We start from the raw sequence: 26006 nt of genomic DNA, 5'->3' as shown, positions 1-26006 counted from the left end.
TACTTTGGTTCGTGAAGATTCAAGTGTGACTGGTGTTTATATTTTTTTTTTTTCAGATGTGTATAAGAGACAGGTACCATTAAGTTAGGCGGAGAACGAAATTGTGGAGGCACGTCCAGATTGTTTACATTTTTGCATCCGCAAACAACAATCTCGTGCTTTAAGGGGTGCCCTTAAAAATCCCATTTATTGTCTCCGTCAATAAAATATAAATAACGATTATGACAAATAAAGAGAGTCAAAAAAAACAAAAGAAAAAGAAGGAAACATTAATTAAAGTTATTGGTTTTAGAATCGACAATAATTTAAAGGAAGAGTTAAAGCCTCTTTTAATCAATGGAGAAAGCTTAAATATCTTTGCTAGAAGAATGATTGATATTGATAGAATAGTTCCTCCTGTTGATGTATCTAGAGAGCTGATGGCTGTGTCTATTTTGGAAATTGAAAAGTCCCACTTTGATTCATTTTCAAAGATATTTTGGGGGATTATTAATAATGAAGAATCAATAAAATCAAAAGTCGACTGTCAGCTAACAAATTACCTAATCTGTCTTAGAAAAATATGTCACCTTCTTACAGTGCATAACTCAACGTTTCCTAAGCCAGAATCTTCGATTCGATACCTCGGTAATGAAGGCGATGATTTTGAAGATAAGGTTATATCTGAAGGTGTTATTTTTGATGAAGATGTAAAGGAAAAAAACAGCACAAGCTCTGTTGTAAGTTTTAGAGTCACTGAGTCTCTTTATCGCCAACTTTATGACAAGGCGGTTGGGACAGAATCCGTCCAGCAACTATGCAAATTAATGCTAAAACCTAACTATAAAATCCAACCTGTAGATCTTGGTCACATTAACCTAATTCTTAAGACTGAGCGGTTCTATTATTCACGCCTAAATAGTGTTGGTAGAGCGTTAGTAACACTACAAGAAAGGTATTCTGGTTTAGATATGAAATTTGTGCTCATTTATAGACAAATGTCAGCTCTAAAATTTTTGATGGAGGAAAGCCTTGGTCAGCACATAAAAGTAGTTAAAAAGAAATAAATAACCACCATGATTATTAGATTTTCAACCCGCATTAATGGCATCGGTGACTACCTTGTGAACGGTAAAGTTAGAACCACAGGGGTTCATCGGGATGAGTACGATACACGAGTTCCAATTCATGGCTCGCTAGAGGCCATCGAGCGAGACGCAAATTGGATTGCAAAATACAGAAACAAATGGGATGGTGCGTACAAGCACATTACTATCAGTTATGACGAGTCAGATGTAAAAAAATACAGCGAAATGCCAACCAGTGAGCAGCATGAGATGCACAAGACTATTGTTGATGAGGTTCTTCGCGCAAATGTTCCTCATCGTGATCTTGATGAGCTTAACTATTATGCAGAAATGCATATTCCTACCAGAAAGCACATGCTCGATGAAAATGGTCAGCGCCGCAAGCCTCACCTACATGTTGCTATATCTCTCCTTGATCACAAGACTCAGAAAAAATTAGAGTTTTATAATCCTAGTGATTTGTCATATCACTCTGCCGTTCAGTCAGAAATTAATGTTCGCTATGGCTTTTTAGATCCCGTGACGGTTATGGAGAGAAACGCAGAGCAACAAATTGACCGTGTTACTCCAGTAAAAGGCAAAAGCACTAGCTATAAGGTCAGGCAAGCTTTAATCGAGCATCTACAGACCTGTAAACCCAAATCTGGAGCAGAACTAACTAAGACTCTCATGAGTTTTGATCATATTGCTCCCGTCTCATCACCGATCACCCCTGTTGCAACCAAAGGCACTAAAGGTAATCGCTATCTTAAGATTAAAATAAATAGCAAGAAAGGTCGTGGCCGTAGAGGGGAATGGCGCTCACTGAATGTTAGAGGTGAGGGACTGGAATTTTTAGAGTATCTCTATGACAAATATCGTGTTGATTCATCCAATGAAGCAGTGGTTGATGAGTCTGTCAGAAAATTTAAGCGCGAATTCATGAGTGATACTAGCTCTCCGTTTAGCAACAACCTGCTAACTTCTGTTTTCTCGGACAAAATTGAGCCTAAGCTTTCTGCTAAATCTCGCCGAAAGCGAGTTGATAGTGAACTCAATTCTGGAGCAAACTTCCGAGTAGATCTGAGAGATAATCATGAGTATCGCCGCAACCTAATCGACGAAAAACGTAAAAAATTCTTATCGAAATCACCCAACCGATCTACAAAAGAAAGAGAGGAACAGGCGAGGAGAAATAAGCAGTTAGCTATTGATGAGAGTCGCAGATTCATTAGGGAGTTAACGAGGCAGCAAAGACAGTTTTACTGTATTTACAAGACCAACATCGATAAAGATTTTGTTGAGGATGGTAAGTTTTTTAAACCTCGTGAAAACCCAGATCAGAACCATTTCTATAGTAAGAGGTGGGGGTGTTACATCATCGATCATGGAGATATGATCACAGCCGACACATCCTCTAAATCACCTCTCGATAAAATTGCTGCCCTAATGGTGCAACAGGGTCTAGCTAAAGGTTGGGCGTTGGATAGCATACAAGCAACTGAAGGCTCAAGCGATGAGTTTAAGGCTGCTATAGCTCGCGCAGTGGAAACACAGAGAAAAGGTTTACTCTCAGATGAAGTGCAAGAGCTAAATGTCAGAACTACAAAACTAACTACTCACTCAAGGTATAGAGAGCCACCAAAAAATCTATACACAGACCGTTTTGAAAAGGAGTTGTCAGAGCGTGTAAATCGTAAGGCAGGAGCTATTTGTAGTCATGCTAAAAGCGCCGTTACTTCTGAAATGATTAAAGCCATCCTTGAACGATTTAAGCCTCTTGGTCGCTCCCCAGATTTCAAAAGACTTCAGTTTGAGCGTAATGATAAAAAGCACCTAATCATCATTGTTGATGGTCGTCGGCGCTATAACGCAATAGACCTTCTAAATAAAGTTGTGGGCATCTCGGTTAGTGATGCTGTGGATGAAATAAGCAGACAAATTGAATTAGCTAAACCGAAGAAAGTTGAGGTTTTAGATGATGATACTGACAGAGGGTTCGGCGGTGGAGCTGGACAGAATACTAACCCTGAACCAGAATCTAGGCCAGCACCTGCCAAACCTGAACTACAATTAAAAAATCCCCTAAAAGTTGGCTGATAAGTATGGGGGATCTAAACCAGAGAGATTCAGTGCTTGAGCTGAGAGTAGTAAGGTGTTGATGTAAAAGGTGTTAGCGTAATTACTGTAACAAGCAGAAATGGTGTTGAAGAAATCCGTTTTGTTGTCAATGGAAATAGGCGTAACGCCATAGATTTTGTTAGAGATATAACTATTTGTCATCTCGATAAAGCCATTAGATTGGCTTACGTACGTCTCCTGTTCCTAGAGGATCGAACAAAAAGCTACATGATAAAGAAAGGATGCGTCGCGTAGGTAGTCCTAGAAGGTTTCCTGAAGGGCAGGAAAGTGACATATTAGCGTTAACCCCTAAAAACCAAGTATTAACTACTTGAAATAGCCTATATTCTGTTTGTTAGTTTAACAGTTTCGCTGAGATATACCGCGAGATGGCAGAATTTTCACTAGTGAAAAAATCGCTGGTTTAACAATTTCGCTGAGGTATATCGCGAGACGGCAAGTTTTCCACTAGTGAAAAAGTCGATAGATTAACGATTTTCCTGAGATATACCGTGAGATGGCAGAATTTTCACTAGTGAAAAAGTCGATGGTTTAACGATTTCGCTGAGATATACCGCGAGATGGCAAATTTTTCACTAGTGAAAAATTCAGCGGCTTAAACAATTCCTGAGTGATGTCTAAATTAGGCTATATAAAAAGGCAAGGGAAAACCCATGCCTTTTTAGTTACTTATACCATCCATCAGCCAATACTTCTGCTTGATCCAGAACCAGCTTAATCGCCTCTTCAGCCGCATCAGGTGGATATTTCCAGCGACGCAGTAAACGACGTACAAGATTGCGCATCCGAGCACGCACGCTTTCTCGTTTCTGCCAGTCTACCGTAGCGGACTTACGCAGTTGGTGAGTGAGTTCAATGGCGAGTTGACGCAGATTATCGTCGCCTAGGGTTCGCACTGAAGCTTCGTTGGTGACCAATGCACGGTAAAACGCAATTTCATCGGTAGACAGGTTGAGCTTTTCCATCATCTCAGCGTCAGCCTGCATCTCTTTGGCCCACTGGATCAGCTCTTCAATTACCTGCGCGGTTTCAATGTTGCGATTATGATATTTCTGCAAAGTCGACATAATACGGTCGGAATATTTCTTTTCCTGCACTACATCGTTTTTCATTCTTGCTTTCACTTCGTCGCGCAGCAGCTTTTCTAGCAGTTCTACTGCTAAATTCTTCTCTTTCATATTGGCGACATCTTCCAAAAACTCAGGAGAGAGCAAGCCAATATTGGGCTTATCTAAGCCAACGGTTTTGAAGATGTCATCGACTCCGTCCGCCACAATTGCATTGTTTAGGATCTGGCGCAAAGCAGAGTTGCGTAGTTCGTCGCTGCGTTTTTTGTCAACCGTAGAATGTTTTAGGAATGCTGTTTTAATCGCTCCATAAAAGGCAATTTCGCTCTTATAGCCGTCCACTTCATCCAAGGTATTACATAGCGAGAACGCTTTCATCAGTGCAGCCATGACATCAAGGAAACGACGTTTACCATCACGAACTTCTTCGCCTTTGCTGTTCCGGTGAGAGAGACCAGATATATGGTTCACAGCTCCCGGAAGCAGTTGCAGAGGTTTGGTTTCAAAATCCGGACGATAGTTGAATACATCACCATCGACGGGAGTGGCAAACATTCCGCGAATCACGTCTATTTTTTCCATGAAGACAGCGAAAGCTTCGGCGGTGTCGACGGTGGGCTGACCTTTCCCTTGACTGTTGGTATAGGTCTTAAGTGCGTTTTTAAGCTCATTGGCAATACCAATATAGTCAACAACCAAACCTCCGGGCTTATCCTTAAACACACGATTTACACGCGCTATCGCTTGCATAAGATTATGGCCTTTCATTGGCTTGTCGATATACATGGTATGGCAGCAAGGTGCATCAAAGCCTGTTAACCACATATCGCGCACAATAACCAATTGCAATTCGTCATCGGTATCTTTGTAGCGTTTCTCGAACAACTTCTTGGTTTTCTTATCATGGATATGAGGCTGCATTTTTGCTTTATCAGCGGCGCTGCCTGTCATGACGATTTTGATCGAGCCTTTGTTTGGATCTTCGTTATGCCATTCGGGTTTGATAGCCACGATGGCATCGTATAAATCCACACAAATCTCGCGACTCATGGCAACAATCATCGCCTTGCCCGGAAAAGTTTCACAGCGAATGGTAAAGTGTTCAACCAGATCTTGCGCAACCTGCTGGATTCTTGGCTCTGCACCAACGAGTTTTTCGAGAGCTGACCACTGTGATTTTATTTTCTCACGACTCTCAGTTTCTTCGTCTTCGCCAATTTCCTCTTCGACCTGATCGTTAAGCGCTTCTATTTCATCTTGATTAATATCGAGCTTGGCTAAGCGAGATTCGTAGTAAATCGGCACTGTAGCGCCATCATCGACCGCGTCTTGAATATCGTAGATAGATACATAATCACCAAAGACACCGCGAGTATCTTTATCGTCCATCGATATCGGTGTACCTGTAAAACCAATAAAAGCGGCATTTGGCAGCGCGTCACGCATGTATTTGGAGTAACCATAAACATAACGCTGATCAATCACATTGCCATCTTCGTCTTTAACATCTACTAGGCGAGCTTTATTGCCATACTGGCTACGGTGTGCCTCATCGGAAACTACCACGATATTCGAACGTTCAGAAAGGATCGGATGCGTCATTTCTTCATCGAGTAATGCAAATTTTTGTACGGTTGTGAAGATAATGCCACCGGACTGACGATTAAGAAGTAAATCGCGTAATGAATCACGATCTTCAGCCTGTTGAGGGATTTGCTTCAACGTTTCTTGCGCCATAGTGAAGGTATTAAATAGCTGGCCGTCTAGGTCATTACGGTCGGTAACCACTACTAAGGTTGGGTTATTCATCTCTGGTTGTTGCAACAATTTACTCGCGTAACAGACCATCGAAATACTTTTTCCACTGCCCTGAGTATGCCAAACCACGCCTGCTTTTTTGCTTCCGGGCACCACCGTATTGGCATAGTTTGCTCGTTGCTCGGTGACTTGGTCAGAGGTTGTGGCCGCGATAACAGTCGCTTTCACCGCAGCACGCACGGCATGGAATTGGTGATAACCTGCGATTTTTTTGATGATCTTGTCGCCATCATTTTCGAACAATACGAAGTAGCGAATGTAATCGAGCAACAGTTCAGGCTTAAAGAAGCCACGCACCATGGTTTCTAATTGGAATTCGAGTAGTGGCTTGTCGTCTTCACTCTCTATCGTCTTCCATGGCAAGAAACGTTCTTTATTAGCCGTTAACGAGCCGACTCGCGCCGTCCATCCATCTGAAATGACCAGCGCTTCATTGAACACAAAGAGATCAGCGATTTCTTCTTTATAAGTTTGAATTTGATTGTAAGCATTCCAAATATCGGCGTGATCATCGGCTGGGTTTTTCAGCTCTATCACTGCCAAAGGCAAGCCATTGATAAAGACTATCACATCTGGCCTACGATTGACTTTGGTGCCTGTGATGGTGAACTGATTGACCACTAAGAATTCGTTATTCTCGCGGTTCTCAAAATCAATTAATCGAACATGAGTATGCTTGGTCACCCACTGTTCTTGCTCCATTACCGAGTATTCAACAGGCACACCTTCGATTAAATATTGGTGAAAAGCCTTGTTATTTTTGATCAGGATTGGCGTTTGCGGCGTGGCAACGGTTTTCGACACTTCGATTAAGGTGTCACTCGGTACAGTCGGGTTCAACGTTTCCAGTGCCGACACTAAACGTGCTTGTAGCGTGACCTGCTGATAGTTTTCACGCTCGGGTGTGTCACCATCCGGCGCGATGTCATAGCCATTTTGGTATTGGTAACCAAGTTCTTTAAACCAATCGAGGCATTGTTGTTCTAGTTGCTCTTCAGTAATCATTAAGCCTTTATCCTTATTATTTATTCCATGCGCTCTTAATCAACCGTCCGGTTTGGTTATAAATGCCAACCTGCTCAATGTAATGGTGGAAATCCCTATTTTCAGAGACGATTCGATTTGCAGATTGCCAATCCACGTTGACTCTCTCTTGAGCTGGAATGAGTATTTGGCTATCAAACAAAGATTCAGTATCCAGAATCAGCACGCCAATCCCGTGCAAGCTCGACAACATTTGCAGCTCACCTTCAACGTCGCTATTTAAGCCTGTGGCAACAAGGTAGCCGAAATTGGCCCAACTCGAATTCGATACGGCTTGGAAAAAGTATTTTCGTACATTGCCTTTGGTAAGATGTTTCTTCACTTCAAAAGACCAAAGTCGAACCGAGCTGTGATTCCCACTGCGCACACAGCTTCTCACAATTTCATCCCAACCTTGGTCGAGCGGCTCTAGCGCCACCACATCAGGATGTAACCAGTGATTGCCACCGTTGCCATGAGAGTTTTTAGATTTACGCTCGTCAATGCGCTGACAGTAAAGACCCAAATCCTTGCTGAGGTACTCAATCAACATTGGGTAGAGATCGTGCTCGCTTAAGCTTTGCGGCACGAGAGGCGTATCGATGTCTGATTCTTCTGCATCGCTAAGATCATCTTCCTGATGAGCAGATGTAGGCTTCTGCTCCCAGTAATAAACCCGAGGTCTTGGTTTGTCACGAGTGGCGACATTAGGACAAACGATTTTCGCTCTTTCAGTACGTTCCCCACCAATTTCTGCCGCGAGCTGGGCGATAAGCTTTTCTTCGGTGTTGTATCGCGGGTTTGCTTGCTTCTCAGCGATTTCTTCTGGATATCGAAGCACAAATTCTTTGGCTAAATCCCGAGCAGTAAACTTCTTGTCGGGGTTCGCCTTGAGCGTTTCGATAATCATTTCTACTCGGGTTGCCATTATTCGACCTCTGCTAATTCTTGAGCCTGTCCTAACTCGATTTCGCCGGAAAGCGACTTAAAATAGAATTTAATTTCCATCATATTTCGACAACCGATACAGAACATGCAAAGGCGTTAGCGATTATATGACGGATGCTTTCATAACCAGCTTTTACGCAGTCGCTGTAGTCACTTCTTGGCCCCATCTCTGGAAAAGTTAGAATCCAACTTTCGCCATCGCGTTTCATCGTGACATATGGTGCTTTGGCATCAACTAAACGAATGTCTCCAAACCAGTTAGAGATATCACATCCCGTCAGCTTCACGTCTAGATTTGAAATTCTCAACGCATAAAGAGTGTTATTAGTTACAGGTGTTGTATTCGACAACAATAAAGAACACATTGTCTGCAAGTAGGATTTCCTAGCCATGTACATGCAGTATTTAGTAACTTCCCTCACACAAACAGGCTCTCCATATCCCCAAAACTCTTGGATATTTTCATCAATTTCGTCTTGTTCACTGCTGAAGCCATTGTCATCATAATACCTTGGGATATAACGATTTAAGCTCTCAAGTGCGTCTTCGATTTTCAACACGATGCTATATGGTAGCGCGTCTTTGTTCTCCGTCCATGTAACTATTGGTTCTAAATAGAGTGGTTCATAAATAAGGCCAAGATTGTCTTCTTCTTTCAGCTCTTTCAGCATCGACTTGATAAAGAAATCAATATCTTCAACGTTAAAATTCACGTTAACTTCTGGTGAATCATCATTGTCCACATCTAGTTCAATATCACCCGATAACAGCTTAGGTAGCAACGTATCTCGGAGGTTCGAAAGCTGCTCACTTTGACGAACATTAGACGTGATTGCATCATAAAGCGGCTTCACCAGTTTTTGATAAGCACTGAGCACATCTTCACTAGGAACCACTACTGAAATCGGTTTGAAATTCTTCTTACTAATCTCGGCAAATGTACTGCCACTGGCTCTCTGTTTAATCTCATCCATACGATGAACACACCACTGAAGCACAAACTCCGGTGGTAACTGTTTCTCGCACTTCATCGCAATGTAACCTTGGTTCACTGCAAGTGGAACCTTAGCTAGAGCAAGATAACCAACAGGTGCACGAGAAGATAAAAGAACAGTATCTACAGGTAATAGACCAGAGCTAACTTTTTTCAAACCAGCCTCAGTTAATTTACTTGCAGTATCTAGTAGAACCTTATCTTGCACGCCCGACAGATCTTTTGGTGACGTCCAATGGATATGCCCATCGACCCAAAAGTCATCATTCTTTTTAGATGGCGTACCACCACCAACAACAGCAACTTCATCACCAATCTCCGATAGCCTCCAACCTTCAGGAATACCCGTTTCGCTATCTAGCTTTTCGGGGAATAGCGAGGCAGTGGCAAAATCCATGCCTTCAGGCTGTTCACCATTCATTTTGGCTTTGACCGGATCGAAATCGACAAACCATGATTTGAAGATGGCTTGCGCCATTTCTTCTAGGGTTTGGTTGGTTTGGAAATTAAGAGTAACTTTGTTTTCCAGTTGAGAGAGAGCATTTCCAATCTTCCGCTGTAATTTTTTATCTTTTGTGGCATGAACTTCAAAAGGGTAAACAGCATTTCTGTTTAACGACTTTTGAGCGCTGCCGGAGTTAAACTGGTCGAAATTTACCGTTTTTAATAGGTAATAAATATATTTAGGGTCATTCCCCTTAAAATCTGTCACATATAGGCATGTATTTAAGGGCCAATAAGCTTCATTTATGAACGAAATTTCTCCCATCGAGTTACCACTACGTCCGACAATAACGCCTTCACCGACGCATTTAGCCTCATTGTGGTAACCCGTAATCCCAGAAGAACCCATGATGGGGATATTGCCTTCTACTCGTCTAGAAGAAGGAAGATCATGCCCCCTTTGCAAAGTAATGAGTTCACCTAATGGAATCATTTCCCAACTAAAGCTCATAACCCAACCCCGCCAAGTTCTTTTTAATTTCCGCTTCTAGCTTTGCTGATTCTGCAAACTGCTCGCTCAATTTAGCAGTTAGCGTTGCCATCTTTTCTCCAAACGGAATGCCGTCGTCTAGCTCTTTAGTCGCGCCAACGTAACGCCCCGGAGTAAGAACAAAATCGTGCTTCTTAATATCTGCCAAAGTTGCGGATTTGCAGAAACCTGCTTGGTCTTCATATGCGATACCATTTACTTCCGCACCCGTTTTCCATGCATGGTAAAGGTCAGCGACTTTCTGGATATCATCTTGGGTGAAATCTCGAAGCACACGGTCTTTCATATAGCCAAGGTTTCGTGCATCAATAAACAGCACTTCACCTTTGCGATCACGCAGCTTACGACCTGATTTATCAGTACGAGCCTTTTTGTTTTTGGTTAAGAACCAGATACAAGCAGGGATTTGGGTGTTGGTAAACAGTTGTCCCGGAAGCGCAACCATACACTCGACCAAATCGTTCTCGACTAAGGCCGCACGAATTTCACCTTCGTTGTTGGTGGTTGAACTCATCGAACCATTGGCAAGTAACAACGCTTGAGAACCATCAGGTGCAAGGTGGTAAAGCATATGCTGCATCCAAGCAAAGTTAGCGTTACCTGAAGGAGGTGTGCCATATACCCAGCGCGGATCATTATCATCGACACCTGTATTCCACTCTTTCATGTTGAAAGGTGGGTTAGCCATAATGAAGTCAGCTCGTAAATCAGGGTGTTGGTCGTTGGTATAGGTACTGGCAGGCTCCTTACCAAAATCATAATCCAAGCCACGGATTGCCATGTTCATCGCAGCAAGCTGCCATGTTGTGTAGTTGTATTCTTGACCGTAAATCGAGATTCTTTGTTTTTGCGTAAGCGGGTCAATCTCTTTTTGGTTAGCGCGGCGCTCAATGAACTTTTCAGATTGCACAAAGAAGCCGCCGGAACCCATTGCTGGGTCATACACACGGCCTTCAAACGGTTCAATCATCTCAACAATCAGCGAAACGATTGATGCAGGCGTGTAGAACTGACCACCTTTCTTACCTTCAGCAAGCGCAAACTGACCCAAGAAGTATTCGTAAATATGACCAAGAATATCTTTGCTGTTAAGCGACTTATGATTGAATGGAATGGTCGCGATTAGGTTAATCAGCTCATTCAGTTTTGCCTGATCAATTTTTAGCGATGCGTAGTGCTTGTTGAGAACACCTTTTAGTTTCTGGTTGTCGCGCTCAATGCCTTCCAGCGCATTATCAATCAGATGTCCAACAGACGTGATTTTTTTCGTCTTACCATCAATGACCAAATCGGCACCACCAATGACCATCGGGCCATTGTCTTGCAGGAACTTCCAACGAGATTCTGTCGGCAGCCAAAACACGTTTTTCTCTTTGTAGTAATCGCGCTGTTCCAGCTCAATCGCGATTTCTTGCTCAAGCTCTTCAGCCGAGTAACCTTCAGGGTCGAGGAAATACTCGTGGTCAGGGTTGGCAAAGTCTTGTTTTAGCTCTTCTTGGCGCAGCATGAAGGCGTCAGACACGTATTTAACGAAAATTAAGCCAAGTACCGCATGTTTGTATTGTGAGGCATCAAGTGATGCACGGAGTTTGTCTGCGGCTGTCCAGAGCTTGCTTTCCAGCTCTTTCAGGAATAGTTGTTCTTGTTCGTTCATTACGGGTTTCTTGAGTTCGAAAAATTGGCCTTATGATACCAGTAACTACGCAAATTTCCTTGAGTTCTGCCTTACTTAACAGTGATTTTTATGAAGTAAGGAGCATATTTTTCTCCCTTCGAATGCTAGCTTAGTGATCAACTCGTTCGCAACGCAAAGGATAAAGAATGAAACTTATTAGTCTTACATTAGAAAATTATCGAGGTTATCAAGAAAGAACGACTATTGACATTTCTGACCTGACAGCTCTTATTGGTAAGAATGATATAGGTAAAACTACACTCCTTGATGCGTTAGGAGTTTTCTTTAATCACAAACTTTGTAAGTTTGATGCTACAGATAAATGCGTTTACTCCGGTGAACAAGATGATGTTCTGATTGGCTGTGAATTTAGCAACTTGCCAGAACAGTTAATTTTAGATGAAAGGGCTAATACCACGCTTCAAAACGAATTTTTGTTGAATGAGAGAGGGAATTTAGAATTATTCCGTATATTCAAAAAAGGGAAAGGCAACGGAGAGTACGCTTCGTGGTGTGTACATCCATCAGCCAAAGATGCTAAAGGGATTCTTTACAAGAAGAATGACCAATTGAAGACAATTGCTGAGCGACGGGGCGTAGATGTAGAAGACCAACGAATTAATGCCTTATTGAGACAAGGAATCTACAACTCTATAGACGACCTAAAGCTAATACCTCAGATGATTCCACTAAAAGCAGAGGATGGGAAGTCTGTTTGGGAGAGAATCTCTTCTTACCTTCCTCACTTTGCTCTATTCAGAGCAGATAGACCCAGTACAGATGAAGAAGCCGAAGTTCAAGACCCTATGAAGGCCGCTGTAAGCAATGCACTTTCTGAGTTGGATACTGAGTTGGAAAATATCAAACAGGTTGTTAGAGAAAAAACGTTAGCTGTAGCAGCAGATACAATTTCCCACCTAAACGATATTGATTCAAAATTAGCTAGTGAACTTATCCCAGAGTTCAAGGTTGAACCCAACTGGGGTAGCATTTTTAAACTGTCATTAATAGGAAATGACGGTGTTCACATCAACAAGCGCGGCAGCGGTGTGCGTCGATTGATTCTTATTAGTTTTTTCAAAGCTGAGGCTGAGCGAATTAAGCGTGACAATAGCAGAAAAGGCGTGATTTATGCTATTGAGGAACCAGAAACTTCGCAGCACCCTAGCTACCAACAAATGCTTGTTGATGCTTTTAAAGAACTGTCAGAACTTGACGATTGTCAGGTGATTCTAACTACTCACGTACCAGCACTTGCGGAAAAAATTGACCTTGGAAGTTTGCGCCATATTCATCGAAACGACGCTGGAGACTTAACTGTCGCAAGTGGACAAGACGCAACTTATGAAGTTATAGCGAAAGATCTTGGTGTTCTACCTGATAGTCGTGCCCAACTGATTGTTTGTCTCGAAGGGCCAAATGATATCCACTTCTTTAAGCGTTTGTCTCGGAACCTTATTGCCGAAGGCATTGATATTCCAGATTTGAATGATGACCCCCGTATCGTGATGATACCGCTCGGAGGAGATACTCTTCGCGATTGGGTGAATTCTCACTACTTGAAAAACTTAGGGAAACCTGAAGTTCACATCTATGACCGAGATATGGCAGAGCCGCCAAAATATAAGGCTACAGTAGATGCAGTGAATGGAAGAGGTGATGGTTCTCTGGCATTCTTAACCACTAAGAGAGAACTGGAGAACTATATTTCGCCAAGAGCGATCAAGGAAGTTTTTAATGTAGATATTGAAATCGAAGATGACACCGATGTCCCGACAACTCTTGCTGGTCTAACGGCCTACAGAGAAGGTAAGTGTAAGAAAAAACTTAACACCTTAGTCATGGATAAATATTCTCATGCAGACCTTGTTGAAATGGATCCAAATGGAAACATTCTAGAGTGGATGCAGGCTATTAAAACGAACCTTGTATAGAGCGATAACAGCTTATAATGGACAAAAGCATTTTTGCTTGTAGCAGCTAAATTGCTTTTGTCCCCAAGCTAGGCGTCGTGAGACGTCTCTGGACAATTTTGATTTGGGTCTTGTTTTAGAAGTTCGTCCCTAAAGCTGATGCTACTTTCTAGAAAAATCCCATTCTTTGATGCCTCTCTCTGAACTGCTCGTTGCTATTCAATAACATGCATTGCAATAGTCCCATCATATATTTGAGTGCAAAATGGCTAAAACCGATATGCAGCTATTGCTGTACCAATTCTTACAGAAGCATCAAACTGAGAGTTCTACTTTCACCAAAGAAGAGCTTCTTGAGCAAGTGGGTTGGAAACCCAGTACATTCAAGTCTTACTACGGGAAGGGACAGATCACCCAGTTCTTAGCTGAGATCGAAGCTAATACGTACGAAGCAATAAATGTACTAGACGTAAGTTTCATCGAGTTCAAAAAGCGTTTATCTCAAAGCAAACACTATCAAGAGTTAGGTCATAAATGTAAATCTAACTTAGCGAAAGCTCTGCTCAAAAAATCCAAAGATAATATGATGCTCGCCTTAGAGCTTTATAACAGACCATCACTTGAAAATAAGTTAGATGGATTTGTCATGATGTACTCAACAGCTTGGGAACAGCTACTTAAGGCAATTATCATTGAGCGTGATGGTGAAGAATCAATATTTGAGAAATCGAATAAACAAGGCGTTAAGAAAACAATTTCTTTGCGACAATGTTTGGATAAGTTGTTCAAAGAGAATGACAATGTAAGGAAGAATATCTCTCGTATAGCTGATTGGCGTGATGGTGCAGTTCATTTACTTATGCCAGAGCTTCAAGGATTGGCCTCTCGAATTTTTCAATCAGGCGTTCTAAATTACTCATCCAAGTTTCAAGATTTTGCTGAGATACCATTTATGCAGTCTCAGCATGCTGGCATGATATCGCTAGTTGGTGATTTCAAAATGCCACCAAAAGCGATGTTAAGCTCATTATATGGTAAAGCTGCGGAAGATATTCTTGAATTAGCTCAAACGGTACAAGACGAAATTGAGCAAGAAGATGATATTGAGTTCGCCATACCTATTAACGTATCACTTGTATACGCTCGCAATGAAAAAGATAGTCAGATAATACTTGCTGCTGCTAATGGTAAAACTCAGGACTTGGAGCGGTTGAAAAAAGCTCTCATTGTAGAAAAACAAGTAGACCCAGAGAAAACTCATACTTTTACTCAAAAGACTGCTATTGATGCAATCAATAAAACCCTTCACGCTAACTACGATATCGCAAAGCTAGAGAAGTGTTTAGTAGCTCGAGACAAGAGAGGAAAGCCAACGATAAACAATCATTGCTTCCAAGCAGCACTAAAAAAGCTAAATTGGAAAGCAACGTCTAACAAACACCACCACTACCAAAAGATATCCAATACACACATTTATTCTCAAGATGCGGTTGATGATCTGATTAGACACATTACAACGAAGGATGACTTTATTAAGCAAGCGAAGGCTCAAGCTTCGAAGAAAAAGTAGCTTTCTGTAAAGCGCTTCATTGTCCTTAAATGAGAAAAGATTAAACCGATGACATACACCATAACTGAACATAAACATCGCTTCTCTGCATGGGCTGCTTCCAGAGCGTCAAGTGTCAAGGAGACAAGGTTTACGGTAAAACAAGGTAAACAACTTATCGAGTCTATAGGTCTAGACACATTGGTTGACAATCCAGATAAACTACCAGCAAGAGTGGACATTGATAAACAGCACCGCCTATGGCGTGAACAACTTATTGCTGAAGCGAGTAAAATAGGATTGACCTTTACTCATGGGGTCGCTGCCAAATTAATCAACATGTACTTAAAATCGGCTTTGGTTTGCGGGGGATATGATTCGCACGTAAAGGTCGTCGATTTGCACCCTCCCATAGATGCTGTGTTGTTGAACGCTTTGTGCCGAAGTAATATCGGAGGACTGAAGTCTCGCTGGAAAGAGGCTGAGCTTGCAAGGTGGTCTAAATTTTCCTCAGATCAATATGAACAAGTGATCCAATCAATCAGAGAAGTAATGGGCAGCCGCGCGTTATGGGAAATTGAAGAATTTTGGAAAGGGCACCAGTAATGAATGAACTAAGGCGCTTTTGTCCCTGAGTAAGACTACACACCGATTAAGAGAAAAGAGGACACGTCCTCATTGATAGCGAGTTCAATGAGTGTTGCCAATGTGTTTTTTTTCATTAAATAGACTTTCAGTAAATTTAGGGTGAGCAAAAGCGTTCACCCAGATTTTAAGGTGAGTCGAAAAACAATATTTAACAGGAGTTTATGTTAGCGCTTGTATCGTGCTGGATACTTATGAACCCACACATGTAATATCTGTGGGTTACATCCAAAGGTTACAAATTCGACAGCTTTCGATCAAGATGGATACCAGTAACCGACTGTATCGCAAGCAGGGCAGCGATACCTAGAACCCGCCCAAGCATCTTCGATAACCTCACCACTACCAAGACAAACTGCAGCGTCCGCCCAACTATCAGTTTCGATTACTTCCGTGTCGCAATGGTCGCAAAAAACAACGTCATCATCATTCACTTTGTAAGAGTTATAAATATTTTTCATGGAGCTATCGTCTTTATAATACCCGTCAAGTTCATTGAAATTACCGTCGAAGTATTCATCGTGGCGATCTGGTATCGCTACCCACTTTCTAATGCTTTTGCTCATTGAACTTCACCCTTTATGTAGCAACGAAGGCAGGCTCCAGTGTCCCAAATGCTACGCGCATCGCTTGTGTAATCGTAAAAATCAGTACGGCACTCGCGACACGTTACACAGTCTGGCTCTGGTTCTGCGTTGTAATAGTCATGTGCATTGAACGTTTTTTCTTTTTCTTCCCAGATTTTTTTCTTCGCTTCGAATAATTCCATTATTTTTTCACGTTCTTCGTCTTCGGTAAATTGGCTACGCTCCGAGAGAGCTAATGCATAATATTCAGCAAGGGCACCCCGCTGCGCAACATGCTTAACCAATCCTTTGATTAGATTGTTAGTATCAATTTCCTCACAAAAAACTGACTCAATCACATCAATGACTTTCTGCTGAAGTTCACCTTCGAGGTAAGCCCACATTTCGCTCACACTTTCGACTTTCTCAATTCCAGTGCCCTGAATTAAACGGCTTGAAAAAGCCTCGTTCGTACTGCCACCGCCAAGCAAACCCTTGATGATAATTTTTTCGTAATGTTCCATTTTTTTATAACTCATGGTGATTTCTTCACTGTGCGGAAGTATTTGGTTGTAATACTTACGCTCACTTTCTCAGCTATGCCGAATAATGGTTCAGCAATGTCAACGTAATTCTTATCAATTACTCACTGGTACTGAAGCGATAGTCACAGAGATTAGTAGGTATGGGAAGTGGCAAAATAATGGCATACAAGTCGCGAGTTGATTTCAACTCATTGATTTTATGCTTTTTGTGTGTTTTTTCTTCAGTCTAAAGTGTGATCTTTGTCATTAAAATACTGGTTGTCAGCTATTCCAATATATTGGTTACTTTCGGTACATCAATTACGGGCTAGGTGTTAACTCCGCTTTATAACTGGGTTGTTAGATGCTAATTCTGAGTTAGAAGCGATAGATTAATGCTAATTCCGATCTAAGAGCGCGGGTGAAATACAAATTCCGATCTGGAATGATGAGCTAAATACTAATTCTGATCTCAAGGTCTTGGATTGCTAGTTTTGAGGTTAAGGGTACGGCCACCTTTAGCCACGTTATCCAAGCGTTCTTCATAGTTAGCATGAATCTTGCCTTTCGCTGATCATTTTTTAATCCAGTATTTAATTGTTAACCAAACTCTCTATTGATTAATATATAAGCATCCTTAACAAAAAATAACAGCTTTTGAGCTGAACACCGTTTCTCATCATTTGATAAATTGTTTTCTTGATTATTTAGATTATTGTGCTCTAAACTAAACTAGTTCGGTACATCATTGGCCTCATGTGCGTGATAACAAGCATGAGGCTGTTGATTTTGTTTTCCCAAAGCTCTAATTGCATTGAGCTTCTGCTACTAGCTTCAGTAACTTAGCAGCCAGATCCGCAGAGTTGTCCTGCTTGTATACGGTAATGCTATCGCAATACTGGATTACAATATTGCCATTTGTTCCCATAACCACAGATGCTAGCGCCTTTTCCTGTAGGATTGTTTGCATAAATCTGATGGAGCCTTCTTCAAATTCTTCTTGTTGTTTATCATCATTCATAACTTTACCTGTTTGATAGCTCGGATTTGACGTAATAGTTGTGGTGTTACCCCTTTATCCGGTGGGCTTTTTAAATGCAGGTGTTGCAGATGATTCAGTTCCCAGTAAAACAAATCTCCACAACTGCGCCACTCACTTACACGAGCTATTTCAACGTGTTTTCGTATGCGTGCAATATGGTTGTTGCTACCCATTCGCAGTACTCCTAGCCAGTTAATATCGGGTGCTAGGGATGCCTTATTGAATACCTGCATATTGATAATCAAATCTCGAATTCCCCTAGGCTCTACTGGATAAATTAACATTCCTACCGATAAAGCTGCTCTTTCTAGCAATTTTGCTGACAGGGTATCGTGTGGTATCGACTCCATGACATCTAGGGCGGTTTTATAGTGACCGGATCGGTATGCATTGCGAACTGATTCATTGTTATTGATATAACGCTCTGAGTATAAAAGTGAAAAAGCGTTTATATATAAAACCCTCATAAACTACCTCCTATTCGATAATATAGGCCTACTGCGTAAATAAATTTACTTCGTTTTTTATTCATAATCGCATGCACTAATATAAATAAAAGTATTTTTTTCTTATTCATAATCGCATGCACTAATATAAATAAAAGTATTTTTTTCTTATTCATAATCGCATGCACTAATATAAATAAAAGTATTTTTTCCTTATAAAATAATATCTTGTCAGTTTTATATAATTCTGTATACTCATATTTGCCACTCATGGCAATGGTGCGTCTGCTGTAAAAATGAGGGCTCCTATTTGGTAATAATGAATCCATGCTGGGGTATGCCGTATCAACAAAAACAGACGCGTTCGGTAAATTAGCCAGCTATAAGGTGATAAATTATGTTAACCAATGCATATGCGTCTTTCTCTGAGGTATCGACCAAGATTCTATCTGATATTTTTAAGACGGAGTTTCGTACTATCCCACTAGAAAATAGGCGATGTTCTCTAAATCAAGGATTTCAGCAACTTGCTAGAAACGCTGGATTCAATTGTTATCAGTCCATGCAAAAACAAGAGTCGGCACTGATCAGGACTGAAGAGCTAATTGAGGCGCTCAAATTTGCAGGACTAAGTGACGAGTTAGCAAGCAAGGCGCGTTATTCTAGACTCCTAAAATGTGATGTATTCTGTGGCTCTGACCAGCAGTTAAGTGCTGCCGTTGATCCTGATGGCATAGTATTAAATATTCCATTCCTATCAAAACCATCACCATATATTCCAGATTTTGAGTTTTATTCTCTTAATGTTCATGGTGCAGGTGGCATATGGATGACCTTGGATGAATGGGATAATTTTGTTGAAGATCTGGAAGATAATTTAGATTTTAATGGCGACCTCGAATATCAGATTGAGGAAATCTGGAACAAAAACACTCCTGACAGTTGTGGAGAGTTGTTTCTGAGTTCCAATCCAGATTGGGAGGAGTTAGCCGATTGCACAGAAGGGATACTGCGAGCGAGAGTGTTAGAACATGCGGGACATACACCACTTGATTTATTGTATGACTATTTCAGTTCCGAACGTCGTGCATAGCTGATGTTTAAGGAGAGTGACCTACCTGACTCACTCTCTGTCACAGAATGCGTTTATTATAATAGTGACCTATTCCAACCAGAGTGGGCACTTCATTAAGCGACATGTTGCTTGATGAAGTGTACTGGGCTTAAATAACTAAGCGCACTGAGCCTAATAGTAAGAATAAAATCAACCTCAATCTACTCGAAGACCGTTTGGCGCATCTCATCTTTGGTCATGATTTGGTCATGATCAGCTCGTATTGGATCGCTTCAACTTTCACACAATGGAAAAAACTCTCAATACAGCCAGTATCCCAGCAGTTTCCTTTTCTAATCATGCGCTACTTTAAATTGTAATTCGTTATTCAGCCTCGATAGTCTTTTGAGTAATATCGGCTATTTCGAACACTATGAACAAGCCTACTCAGGGGAGCCTCGACGGAACTGTGCCATAGATAGTAAATCACAGGCTAGCGTAGCTATCATCCACGTATCCCTAGACCAACCGATCACTTGTCGTGAGTAAAGATCAAAGATGATAGTCAAGTACAGCTAACCTTCGCTTGTGGCAAAATATCTGATATCACCCGCCCATTTTTGATTCGGAGCCGTGCGGTAACGACCAGAGACAACTGGTTCGAAGCGACGCCCATTTTATGTTTGCTGTAATAGTTTTGCATTAAGGCTATTACCATTCTCTGCCAATTCTTTACGGATGCACCTTTAACTATCTCGGACTTTGCTGTTGTTGAAAGCTTTTCCGTCCTTTGTATCTAGAGCTGGGCGAGTTTCCTCGCGCTGGATGGCTTTCTGATGAATACAACTTTTAGAGTTTATCTTGGTTTTTATGACACTATCGACATGAATATGTATAGTACTCAATGATACAATTTGTGATCTTTCCCGAAGAAAGTTGATTCTTTTTGGTTCGATAAAAAGGGCTGGCCAAGCGGCGAACTAGGGGATTTGCTCAAGCTGTGTTTAGCGCTCAAAGTTGAAGGCTTAGATAGTGTCGTGAAGCCTTTGAAGCGTATGTAACTAGCCACAGAAACTCCCACTCTTAATGAAAAGACTTATTATGAATTTTGATATCGATGCACTGAAACACCACCAATTGGTCGAAGATGGTAAATTAGAGGGATGTTACATTCATCAGCCAGCTCAAGGTAGCCAGCAAGATGACAAAGCTGTTTTGGCAGAGCGCCAAGCGTTGGAAAAAATGGGGTATAAGGTAATTCAGGTGAAAGCTAAAGGCGGGACAACAACGTTTGCCGAGGCGATGCAAAAGCTTGCGAAGGAAACTGGTCACCTGCCTAAGGAGTAAGTGAGTGTAACCTGCCACAGCTTCCCTAGTTATTCCACGATACCATGTATTTTCATTCAAAAGAGCCAGACTGTTAGGCTGACTCTTTTTTGCTCCAAACCCGTTGAGAGCTTAAACGTTGATCGTATTAATAAAGTCCGTCAGTAGAGAAACCAGTTAGTTGCATAAATAACGAGAAGGACTAGAAGACCTAGAAGGAATGGGAAGGTTAGCATCATTGCGAACTTTTTCTTGAAGCTTGGTTTATCGAATACCACGCCTTCGGCTTCCCTTACTCTTCGCTCTTCATCAAAATGCCATTTAATAGCTAAGTAAGCTCCAATACCTAATACAATAAGCTTAAAAGCTCCAGCAAAGTACGGAAAGAAGTTAGCCCAACTGTCGTTCATTATCCATCTCTCTCAAATTAAATATGGGCTTTACGGTAGCAGAATCCAAGGCTCATGTTTAGTGCGCTCCCAAAGTCAGGTGCCCTGGCTAGCACAAGCCTACAGCTCGAGCTAGCTGTCCACAACTCTCTTTGCAACATCCTTGGTTATTAATGATTTAATAGAAAAGGACTAGAGCATTTATATCCAGAGGCGTGTCTGTATGGTTTGTAACGTCTTTGCCCCATTCCAATTTAGCTCGTTTGATCGTCTCTTTGCCTAATAGTTCCCATTTATAATGATCTTGCGTGGTTCAAGGCCCATTTCATCCAATGTTACCGTTGTCAGCCCATCAACATGTGCAGTATAGGGTCTGAGTTTTGAGTGGATACAATCTTCTCGGATTAGCCACCATATCGTTCACGATGACCAACAGCCAAGGTCAGGTCACGCGTTTGTCTCACAGCCTAAAATTGCAAGTGAGAACCGCGGTCACAGTAAAGAATTTGTTTTGTATCATCTTGGGTTTGCCATCATGCCAAGATTTATGATGGAGAAAGAGTTAGCTCGAGGAGATTAAGTTCGCATCCTATTTGATGTGCACGACTTGGAGAACCCGACTTATGCGGTGTATTAATAGAAAGCTTCGATGCCGCTTCGAGTTGAGTTCTTGAAGAAAAAGGCCGGTGCGTTTGAATAGCATCGAACGCCACCTATTAAACTTAGTATTCCCGAAAGCAAAGCCCACCGAAAAGCGGGCTTTGTTCTCTTTTAGTAACGAGAATAACAACTAGTAGTTAGCTTGAATGCTGACACCGCTATAGTTTGAGTAACCTTGAATCATGACGTGGTAGCGTCCACTTTGTGTCGCGCTGACCGTACATGTTTCATTGTTACCGTATTTGAAAGGTCGGCAGTCCCATGCGTTCAGTGCTGGTTTTGCACCAAAACGGAGATACAGGTCCGCATCACCGCTGCCACCATACATTTGTACGGTTAAGCGCTGCCCAGCTTCTACATCAACATAGTAATACGCGACTTGACCGGTTGAGCCACTTAAACCGCTCACTGGCACACCCGAGGTTAACTTACCTTCTGGATCCGGTGTTGGATCTGGGCCACCACAGTCTTGGCCACAATCAGCATCCGTTAAGCTATAAAGTAGCTTGTTCACGCTGCCTCTTGTGTCCGTCACCTTTCCGCTAGTTGCGCGACTAACGATCAAGGCCTCTACTTGGCTTGGAGATAACGAACTGTTTTCTTGAAGATACAGTGCTGCTACACCCGCTACATGTGGCGTCGCCATCGATGTACCACTAATGGTTTTGTAACCACCGTCATACCACGCAGATTTGATTTGTGAGCCTGGCGCAAACACATCCACACAACTGCCCCAGTTTGAAAAACTCGAACGTGCATCCGTGCTGGTGGTCGAGCCGACAGTTACACCAGTAGCAACGCGCGCTGGAGAGTAGTTACACGCATCGGCATTGGAGTTACCTGCTGCAAGCATAAAGCTGACACCTGACTGAACCGCACTTTGCACCGCGCTATCGAGAGCTACAGATTGACCGCCACCTAAACTCATATTGGCAACTGAAGGTCCGGAAGCGTTCGCAGCCACCCAATCCACACCGGCGATAACACCAGACGTAGACCCCGATCCGCTACAGCTCAATACTCTCACACCGACAAGGTTGACGTTTTTTGCAACACCATACAAGCTGCCGCCAATGGTGCCCGCAACGTGTGTACCGTGTCCATTACAGTCACTTGCATCTGCATCATTATCGACAAAGTCATACCCAGAAACCGAGCGCCCACCAAACTCAACGTGTGCATTGTTCACACCAGTATCGATAACATAAGCCGTTACACCAGTTCCATCAAAGTTGGCACTGTAGTTGTTATCGAGTGGCAAGTTACGTTGGTCGATTCGATCTAGTCCCCAAATGGCATTGGTTTGATTTGCATCTACCGAGACTATTGGGTCAAGCGATAGGATTCTGTCTTGCTCAATGTAGTCCACACGAGGATCAGAACGTAGATCTTGTAGCTGCTCAGGGCTCAAGTTAGCGACAAATCCACTTATCGAGTGGTCAAAAACCGACTCCACTTTTATCGAATATAAACCGGACATGCGGTCTACAGACTGTTGCGTGAATTGCTCGAATTCTGTTGAGTTGCTCGCCATCATTTGCGGTTGTTGAAATACCACTATATAGCGATCTGCAATGGCGATGTCGTCCGGTGCAAGCATTAATGTGGCAGGCAATGTGTCGGGAGCTTGTTGTAACTCTGCACTGTCCGCAATCTCATTGGGTTGCGAAAAAGCGAGAGAAGAATGAAAACAGAGCGCGGAGGTGATACAACAACTTAGTAGTTTCTTTAACATAAAATGTTCCTTGAAATCATAGTCTTGTTGATTTTACCTAGTACCAAACTGTCAACACGAAAACACAGACAATCAGCGAGTACGCTCAATACGTGCTGCAGTGACGTTACACAAATCAAACTAGACAATGAGTAATCATATGCATAATTGATAATAATTCGCATACTCAGAAACATGATCAATAACTAAGCTTTATTGAAATTGAAATGCAAAGATTCATTTAGATTTAGAGCAAAATCCCTAAAATAGAATAATTCTACACACCTGGCTTATTGCCTGTTATATGCACTATTCTTACCGATAATTTACGCAATAAAAACCTAACTATCCTTTCATTGGTCATGACTCAAATTGGTTGATAGATGTTAATATAGCCACCTGGTTTCTGATGTTTTTTAACTCATGGCTACTATCCAAGTTCAATGCCGTTTCTGTAATAAAACAGAGCCCGTCCGTGAACATGGAAAAGGGCATTCTGGCTTTCCTCGTTTCAGGTGTATCGAGTGTCGAAAGGGCTTTCAACTCGATTAAGTTTACGAAGTCCGCAAGCCAGATGTAAAAGAAAAAATTGTCGATATGTCAATGAATAGCTCCGGAGTTAGGGAAACAGCACAAGTGTTGAATGTCGCATACAACACGGTATTGAGCACTTTAAAAAAATCTCGCCAAGGTAAGTAACCTCAATCCCTTTCGATAGAGCAAATATAAGACTAATTTGTAAACTTGAAAGGCTAGCTGCATTGGTTGAGGAATATGAGGAAAAACACTTCCCCATTTAAGAACTGCAACACACCTTTGCTCCTTCCCGTGCCAGTGACGCTCAATCTCACAAATCACAGTGAGTAGGTTTGACCTACTTTTCCTTGTCTGTGTAGTGTCTGGTAAGTCGGAGGACTATCATCTTATGCTTTTAAACGCCGTTAATTTTCATACGCATTTAGCGCTTGCAGCAGCAAAGGTTTAACGATGGGGTAGATTTGATTTAAACGCAACTGGTAGAAATCAAACGCTTCTTTCCAAGACTCTTCGTTCTGCCAGTCAAGAGTTATTACAGGTAGCGAGATTTTTAGCTTCTCTGGGACAAATTCAGAGTCCTCCGGCAATAGTGGCATCAATGACTCTCGCCTAGCATACAGGTACTCAAACAAGTATTGTCCAAGTGCGTCATTTCTGAATCTCACAAAGACACCCACCTCATTGGGTTTAGATCGGTAAGTTGTTATCCAACTATTGTGTGCCCTTGGTGGTAACTCGAACCATAAGTGCCCCTTAGCCGAAGGGGTTGGTAACCTTACACTAGTGTCATCAAGCTCAAGATAATCAAGCAAGGCACTCCAATACTCATAGGATTGACCAGAACCTTTGTTTGTGGCTGATTCATTTTGCTCGTTGGTGGATTCAAGTTTCTCAGTAACTTCACTACTCACTTGATTAATCGAAATCACTCGGCGCTCAGTAATTTCAGTTTTGCGCATCACTTGAGGATTCACGAGCAGTTGTTCGCCTGGCATGTGGAAGATCTGCACTTCAACCATGGCAAAAGAAAACTCCATTGATGCATAGGTATTAAGAAAGTCCTTTATCTCAAAAGCCCCCTCTCGAATACCATCGCCCACGACCAATAATAAGAAGCGGCCTTTTGAGAGGTTTCGCTGAACCGCATCAATGAATGAGGCTTCTAATACTTCATGGCCATCCGCCTTAACCAATTCAAAAAGCGACAGACCTCCATTAATTGCACAAACCTTAGTATCAAGTTCGTCGTAGCTCCAATTCATCAAGTCTTTAGCGTAATCGAGTATCTGTCCAATCACTTCTCTACGAGATTGAGGATTACGATAGAGTTTGGTTTCCGCGATGACCAATCGGCCCGATGGCGTCACATAGATGCAGTCCACTCGACCCGACTTAGTGGCAAGCTCCATACACACTGGTACCGCACCGGTATAGTCCGCATCAATCTCATAAAAGGGTAATAGGTCAGCGTTAGCAAAGATAAGTTGCTGTAACCACTTCTCATCGTAGATACCTGCTGCCTGCAACTCGACTCGTTGAAGCCTCTGAACGCTGCTTTCGGGGGATACGATGATTGGACCATTGCTCATGAAAGAACTCCGTTGCTAGCTAAAAACGCTGAGAAAAACAAACCGTAAGGTTAGCCTAACTTATTACTTTACGGCGTTTACGAAGTCTCATTTTCCTACTTTGACTTGCTTACTTCATTAGTCAGCAAGCAGTTCAGCACTCCCATAAGAGCAAGCTATTGCACTGTCGTGATGCAGTCAGATGGGAAGGCGTGTTGGCTAACTCAATTCTGCCCCAAAGCGTGTTAATCAAGTTTTTGCTAGTCACTTCTACTCGTGGTTTTTATACTAAAACTAGTGAATAGGCGAAGGGCAAGGGCTGCCCCCTCCCTGTTTACAATATGAACTGTCTCTTATACACATCTC

At 42.1% G+C, this 26006-nt stretch carries 18 protein-coding genes and 3 pseudogenes; 9 read left to right on the top strand and 12 right to left on the bottom strand.

Translation table 11 applies throughout. The features are described from left to right. Positions 1 to 221 precede the first annotated feature (221 nt). Together EX191_RS21805 and EX191_RS21800 are read left to right on the top strand one after the other, a co-directional pair. Positions 222 to 1046, top strand: a complete 825-nt coding sequence (locus EX191_RS21805) for a hypothetical protein (protein ID WP_193448472.1) — start codon at positions 222 to 224, stop codon at positions 1044 to 1046. A gap of 57 nt (positions 1047 to 1103) precedes the next feature. Then, the gene (locus EX191_RS21800) at positions 1104 to 3146 is read left to right on the top strand and encodes a hypothetical protein (RefSeq protein ID WP_193448471.1); all 2043 of its coding nucleotides are present in this window, start codon (positions 1104 to 1106) and stop codon (positions 3144 to 3146) included. 707 nt (positions 3147 to 3853) lie between these two features. Here EX191_RS21800 and EX191_RS21795 read toward each other — a convergent pair. The 4 genes from EX191_RS21795 to EX191_RS21780 all read right to left on the bottom strand — a co-directional run bounded on the left by EX191_RS21795 (position 3854) and on the right by EX191_RS21780 (position 11686). Next, complete coding sequence (locus EX191_RS21795; protein ID WP_193448470.1) at positions 3854 to 7078, bottom strand: type I restriction endonuclease subunit R; 3225 nt, start codon at positions 7076 to 7078, stop codon at positions 3854 to 3856. Between the two features lie 16 nt (positions 7079 to 7094). Beyond that, positions 7095 to 8024, bottom strand: coding sequence for a COG2958 family protein (locus tag EX191_RS21790; RefSeq protein ID WP_140092532.1), 930 nt, complete (start codon positions 8022 to 8024; stop codon positions 7095 to 7097). 79 nt (positions 8025 to 8103) lie between these two features. Further along, entirely contained in the window at positions 8104 to 9993 is a 1890-nt protein-coding gene (locus tag EX191_RS21785) for a restriction endonuclease subunit S (protein ID WP_193448469.1), read from the bottom strand. Then, the gene (locus tag EX191_RS21780) at positions 9983 to 11686 is read right to left on the bottom strand and encodes a class I SAM-dependent DNA methyltransferase (RefSeq protein ID WP_193448468.1); all 1704 of its coding nucleotides are present in this window, start codon (positions 11684 to 11686) and stop codon (positions 9983 to 9985) included. Before EX191_RS21780 ends, EX191_RS21785 begins: the two co-directional genes overlap by 11 nt. 167 nt (positions 11687 to 11853) lie before the next feature. Here EX191_RS21780 and EX191_RS21775 point away from each other — a divergent pair, with 167 nt between their 5' ends. The 3 genes from EX191_RS21775 to EX191_RS21765 all read left to right on the top strand — a co-directional run bounded on the left by EX191_RS21775 (position 11854) and on the right by EX191_RS21765 (position 15775). Continuing rightward, entirely contained in the window at positions 11854 to 13641 is a 1788-nt protein-coding gene (locus tag EX191_RS21775; RefSeq protein WP_069533308.1) for an ATP-binding protein, read from the top strand. Positions 13642 to 13885: 244 nt separating this feature from the next. Beyond that, positions 13886 to 15190, top strand: a complete 1305-nt coding sequence (locus EX191_RS21770) for a DUF3644 domain-containing protein (protein ID WP_069524869.1) — start codon at positions 13886 to 13888, stop codon at positions 15188 to 15190. A 48-nt stretch (positions 15191 to 15238) separates the two neighbouring features. Then, positions 15239 to 15775, top strand: a complete 537-nt coding sequence (locus tag EX191_RS21765) for a hypothetical protein (protein WP_025635180.1) — start codon at positions 15239 to 15241, stop codon at positions 15773 to 15775. Positions 15776 to 16071: 296 nt separating this feature from the next. Here the strand turns inward: EX191_RS21765 and EX191_RS21760 are convergent, their stop codons facing one another. The 4 genes from EX191_RS21760 to EX191_RS21745 all read right to left on the bottom strand — a co-directional run bounded on the left by EX191_RS21760 (position 16072) and on the right by EX191_RS21745 (position 18413). After that, on the bottom strand, positions 16072 to 16275 hold the full coding sequence (locus tag EX191_RS21760) for a hypothetical protein (protein WP_139126977.1): 204 nt from the start codon (positions 16273 to 16275) through the stop codon (positions 16072 to 16074). Positions 16276 to 16376: 101 nt separating this feature from the next. Further along, on the bottom strand, positions 16377 to 16919 hold the full coding sequence (locus EX191_RS21755) for a hypothetical protein (protein ID WP_140092543.1): 543 nt from the start codon (positions 16917 to 16919) through the stop codon (positions 16377 to 16379). A 790-nt stretch (positions 16920 to 17709) separates the two neighbouring features. Beyond that, entirely contained in the window at positions 17710 to 17925 is a 216-nt protein-coding gene (locus EX191_RS21750; protein ID WP_069524866.1) for a hypothetical protein, read from the bottom strand. Further along, complete coding sequence (locus tag EX191_RS21745; RefSeq protein WP_031850348.1) at positions 17922 to 18413, bottom strand: hypothetical protein; 492 nt, start codon at positions 18411 to 18413, stop codon at positions 17922 to 17924. The genes EX191_RS21750 and EX191_RS21745 overlap by 4 nt, the downstream gene beginning before the upstream one ends. 376 nt (positions 18414 to 18789) lie before the next feature. Between EX191_RS21745 and EX191_RS21740 the strand changes: the two genes are divergently transcribed. Next, positions 18790 to 19485 carry a hypothetical protein gene (locus EX191_RS21740; protein WP_031850349.1) on the top strand — a complete coding sequence of 232 codons (696 nt, stop codon included), beginning with the start codon at positions 18790 to 18792 and terminating at the stop codon, positions 19483 to 19485. Positions 19486 to 19580: 95 nt separating this feature from the next. Here EX191_RS21740 and EX191_RS23020 read toward each other — a convergent pair. Beyond that, positions 19581 to 20279: pseudogene (locus tag EX191_RS23020) on the bottom strand (DDE-type integrase/transposase/recombinase); the annotation flags it as partial. A gap of 114 nt (positions 20280 to 20393) precedes the next feature. Here EX191_RS23020 and EX191_RS21735 point away from each other — a divergent pair. After that, positions 20394 to 20507, top strand: a pseudogene (locus EX191_RS21735) (putative quorum-sensing-regulated virulence factor); the annotation flags it as partial. A gap of 40 nt (positions 20508 to 20547) precedes the next feature. Beyond that, positions 20548 to 20793, top strand: coding sequence for a hypothetical protein (locus EX191_RS21730; protein WP_046873683.1), 246 nt, complete (start codon positions 20548 to 20550; stop codon positions 20791 to 20793). 140 nt (positions 20794 to 20933) lie between these two features. Here EX191_RS21730 and EX191_RS21725 read toward each other — a convergent pair whose 3' ends face one another. Both EX191_RS21725 and EX191_RS21720 read right to left on the bottom strand, forming a co-directional pair. After that, complete coding sequence (locus EX191_RS21725) at positions 20934 to 21182, bottom strand: hypothetical protein (RefSeq protein WP_046873682.1); 249 nt, start codon at positions 21180 to 21182, stop codon at positions 20934 to 20936. A 769-nt stretch (positions 21183 to 21951) separates the two neighbouring features. Next, the gene (locus tag EX191_RS21720; protein ID WP_193448467.1) at positions 21952 to 23556 is read right to left on the bottom strand and encodes a S8 family peptidase; all 1605 of its coding nucleotides are present in this window, start codon (positions 23554 to 23556) and stop codon (positions 21952 to 21954) included. Between the two features lie 402 nt (positions 23557 to 23958). Between EX191_RS21720 and EX191_RS21715 the strand changes: the two are divergent. Continuing rightward, positions 23959 to 24326: pseudogene (locus EX191_RS21715) on the top strand (IS1-like element transposase); the annotation flags it as partial. Between the two features lie 150 nt (positions 24327 to 24476). Here the strand turns inward: EX191_RS21715 and EX191_RS21710 are convergent. After that, positions 24477 to 25661 carry a hypothetical protein gene (locus EX191_RS21710; RefSeq protein ID WP_193448466.1) on the bottom strand — a complete coding sequence of 395 codons (1185 nt, stop codon included), beginning with the start codon at positions 25659 to 25661 and terminating at the stop codon, positions 24477 to 24479. Positions 25662 to 26006: the final 345 nt, after the last annotated feature.

Origin of the sequence: Vibrio chemaguriensis, assembly GCF_012275705.1 — a bacterium.
Lineage (GTDB): Bacteria > Pseudomonadota > Gammaproteobacteria > Enterobacterales > Vibrionaceae > Vibrio > Vibrio diabolicus.
This window is presented reverse-complemented; position numbering and strand designations above follow the sequence as displayed.

Excerpts from the sequence above, each read along its gene's own strand:
- EX191_RS21805 (WP_193448472.1), top strand. The coding sequence starts at position 222 with ATGACAAATAAAGAGAGTCAAAAAAAACAAAAGAAAAAGAAGGAAACA.
- EX191_RS21795 (WP_193448470.1), bottom strand. The coding sequence starts at position 7,078 with ATGATTACTGAAGAGCAACTAGAACAACAATGCCTCGATTGGTTTAAA.
- EX191_RS21790 (WP_140092532.1), bottom strand. The coding sequence starts at position 8,024 with ATGGCAACCCGAGTAGAAATGATTATCGAAACGCTCAAGGCGAACCCC.
- EX191_RS21785 (WP_193448469.1), bottom strand. The coding sequence starts at position 9,993 with ATGAGCTTTAGTTGGGAAATGATTCCATTAGGTGAACTCATTACTTTG.
- EX191_RS21780 (WP_193448468.1), bottom strand. The coding sequence starts at position 11,686 with ATGAACGAACAAGAACAACTATTCCTGAAAGAGCTGGAAAGCAAGCTC.
- EX191_RS21775 (WP_069533308.1), top strand. The coding sequence starts at position 11,854 with ATGAAACTTATTAGTCTTACATTAGAAAATTATCGAGGTTATCAAGAA.
- EX191_RS21770 (WP_069524869.1), top strand. The coding sequence starts at position 13,886 with ATGGCTAAAACCGATATGCAGCTATTGCTGTACCAATTCTTACAGAAG.
- EX191_RS21765 (WP_025635180.1), top strand. The coding sequence starts at position 15,239 with ATGACATACACCATAACTGAACATAAACATCGCTTCTCTGCATGGGCT.
- EX191_RS21760 (WP_139126977.1), bottom strand. The coding sequence starts at position 16,275 with ATGAAAAATATTTATAACTCTTACAAAGTGAATGATGATGACGTTGTT.
- EX191_RS21755 (WP_140092543.1), bottom strand. The coding sequence starts at position 16,919 with ATGAGTTATAAAAAAATGGAACATTACGAAAAAATTATCATCAAGGGT.
- EX191_RS21750 (WP_069524866.1), bottom strand. The coding sequence starts at position 17,925 with ATGAATGATGATAAACAACAAGAAGAATTTGAAGAAGGCTCCATCAGA.
- EX191_RS21745 (WP_031850348.1), bottom strand. The coding sequence starts at position 18,413 with ATGAGGGTTTTATATATAAACGCTTTTTCACTTTTATACTCAGAGCGT.
- EX191_RS21740 (WP_031850349.1), top strand. The coding sequence starts at position 18,790 with ATGTTAACCAATGCATATGCGTCTTTCTCTGAGGTATCGACCAAGATT.
- EX191_RS21730 (WP_046873683.1), top strand. The coding sequence starts at position 20,548 with ATGAATTTTGATATCGATGCACTGAAACACCACCAATTGGTCGAAGAT.
- EX191_RS21725 (WP_046873682.1), bottom strand. The coding sequence starts at position 21,182 with ATGAACGACAGTTGGGCTAACTTCTTTCCGTACTTTGCTGGAGCTTTT.
- EX191_RS21720 (WP_193448467.1), bottom strand. The coding sequence starts at position 23,556 with ATGTTAAAGAAACTACTAAGTTGTTGTATCACCTCCGCGCTCTGTTTT.
- EX191_RS21710 (WP_193448466.1), bottom strand. The coding sequence starts at position 25,661 with ATGAGCAATGGTCCAATCATCGTATCCCCCGAAAGCAGCGTTCAGAGG.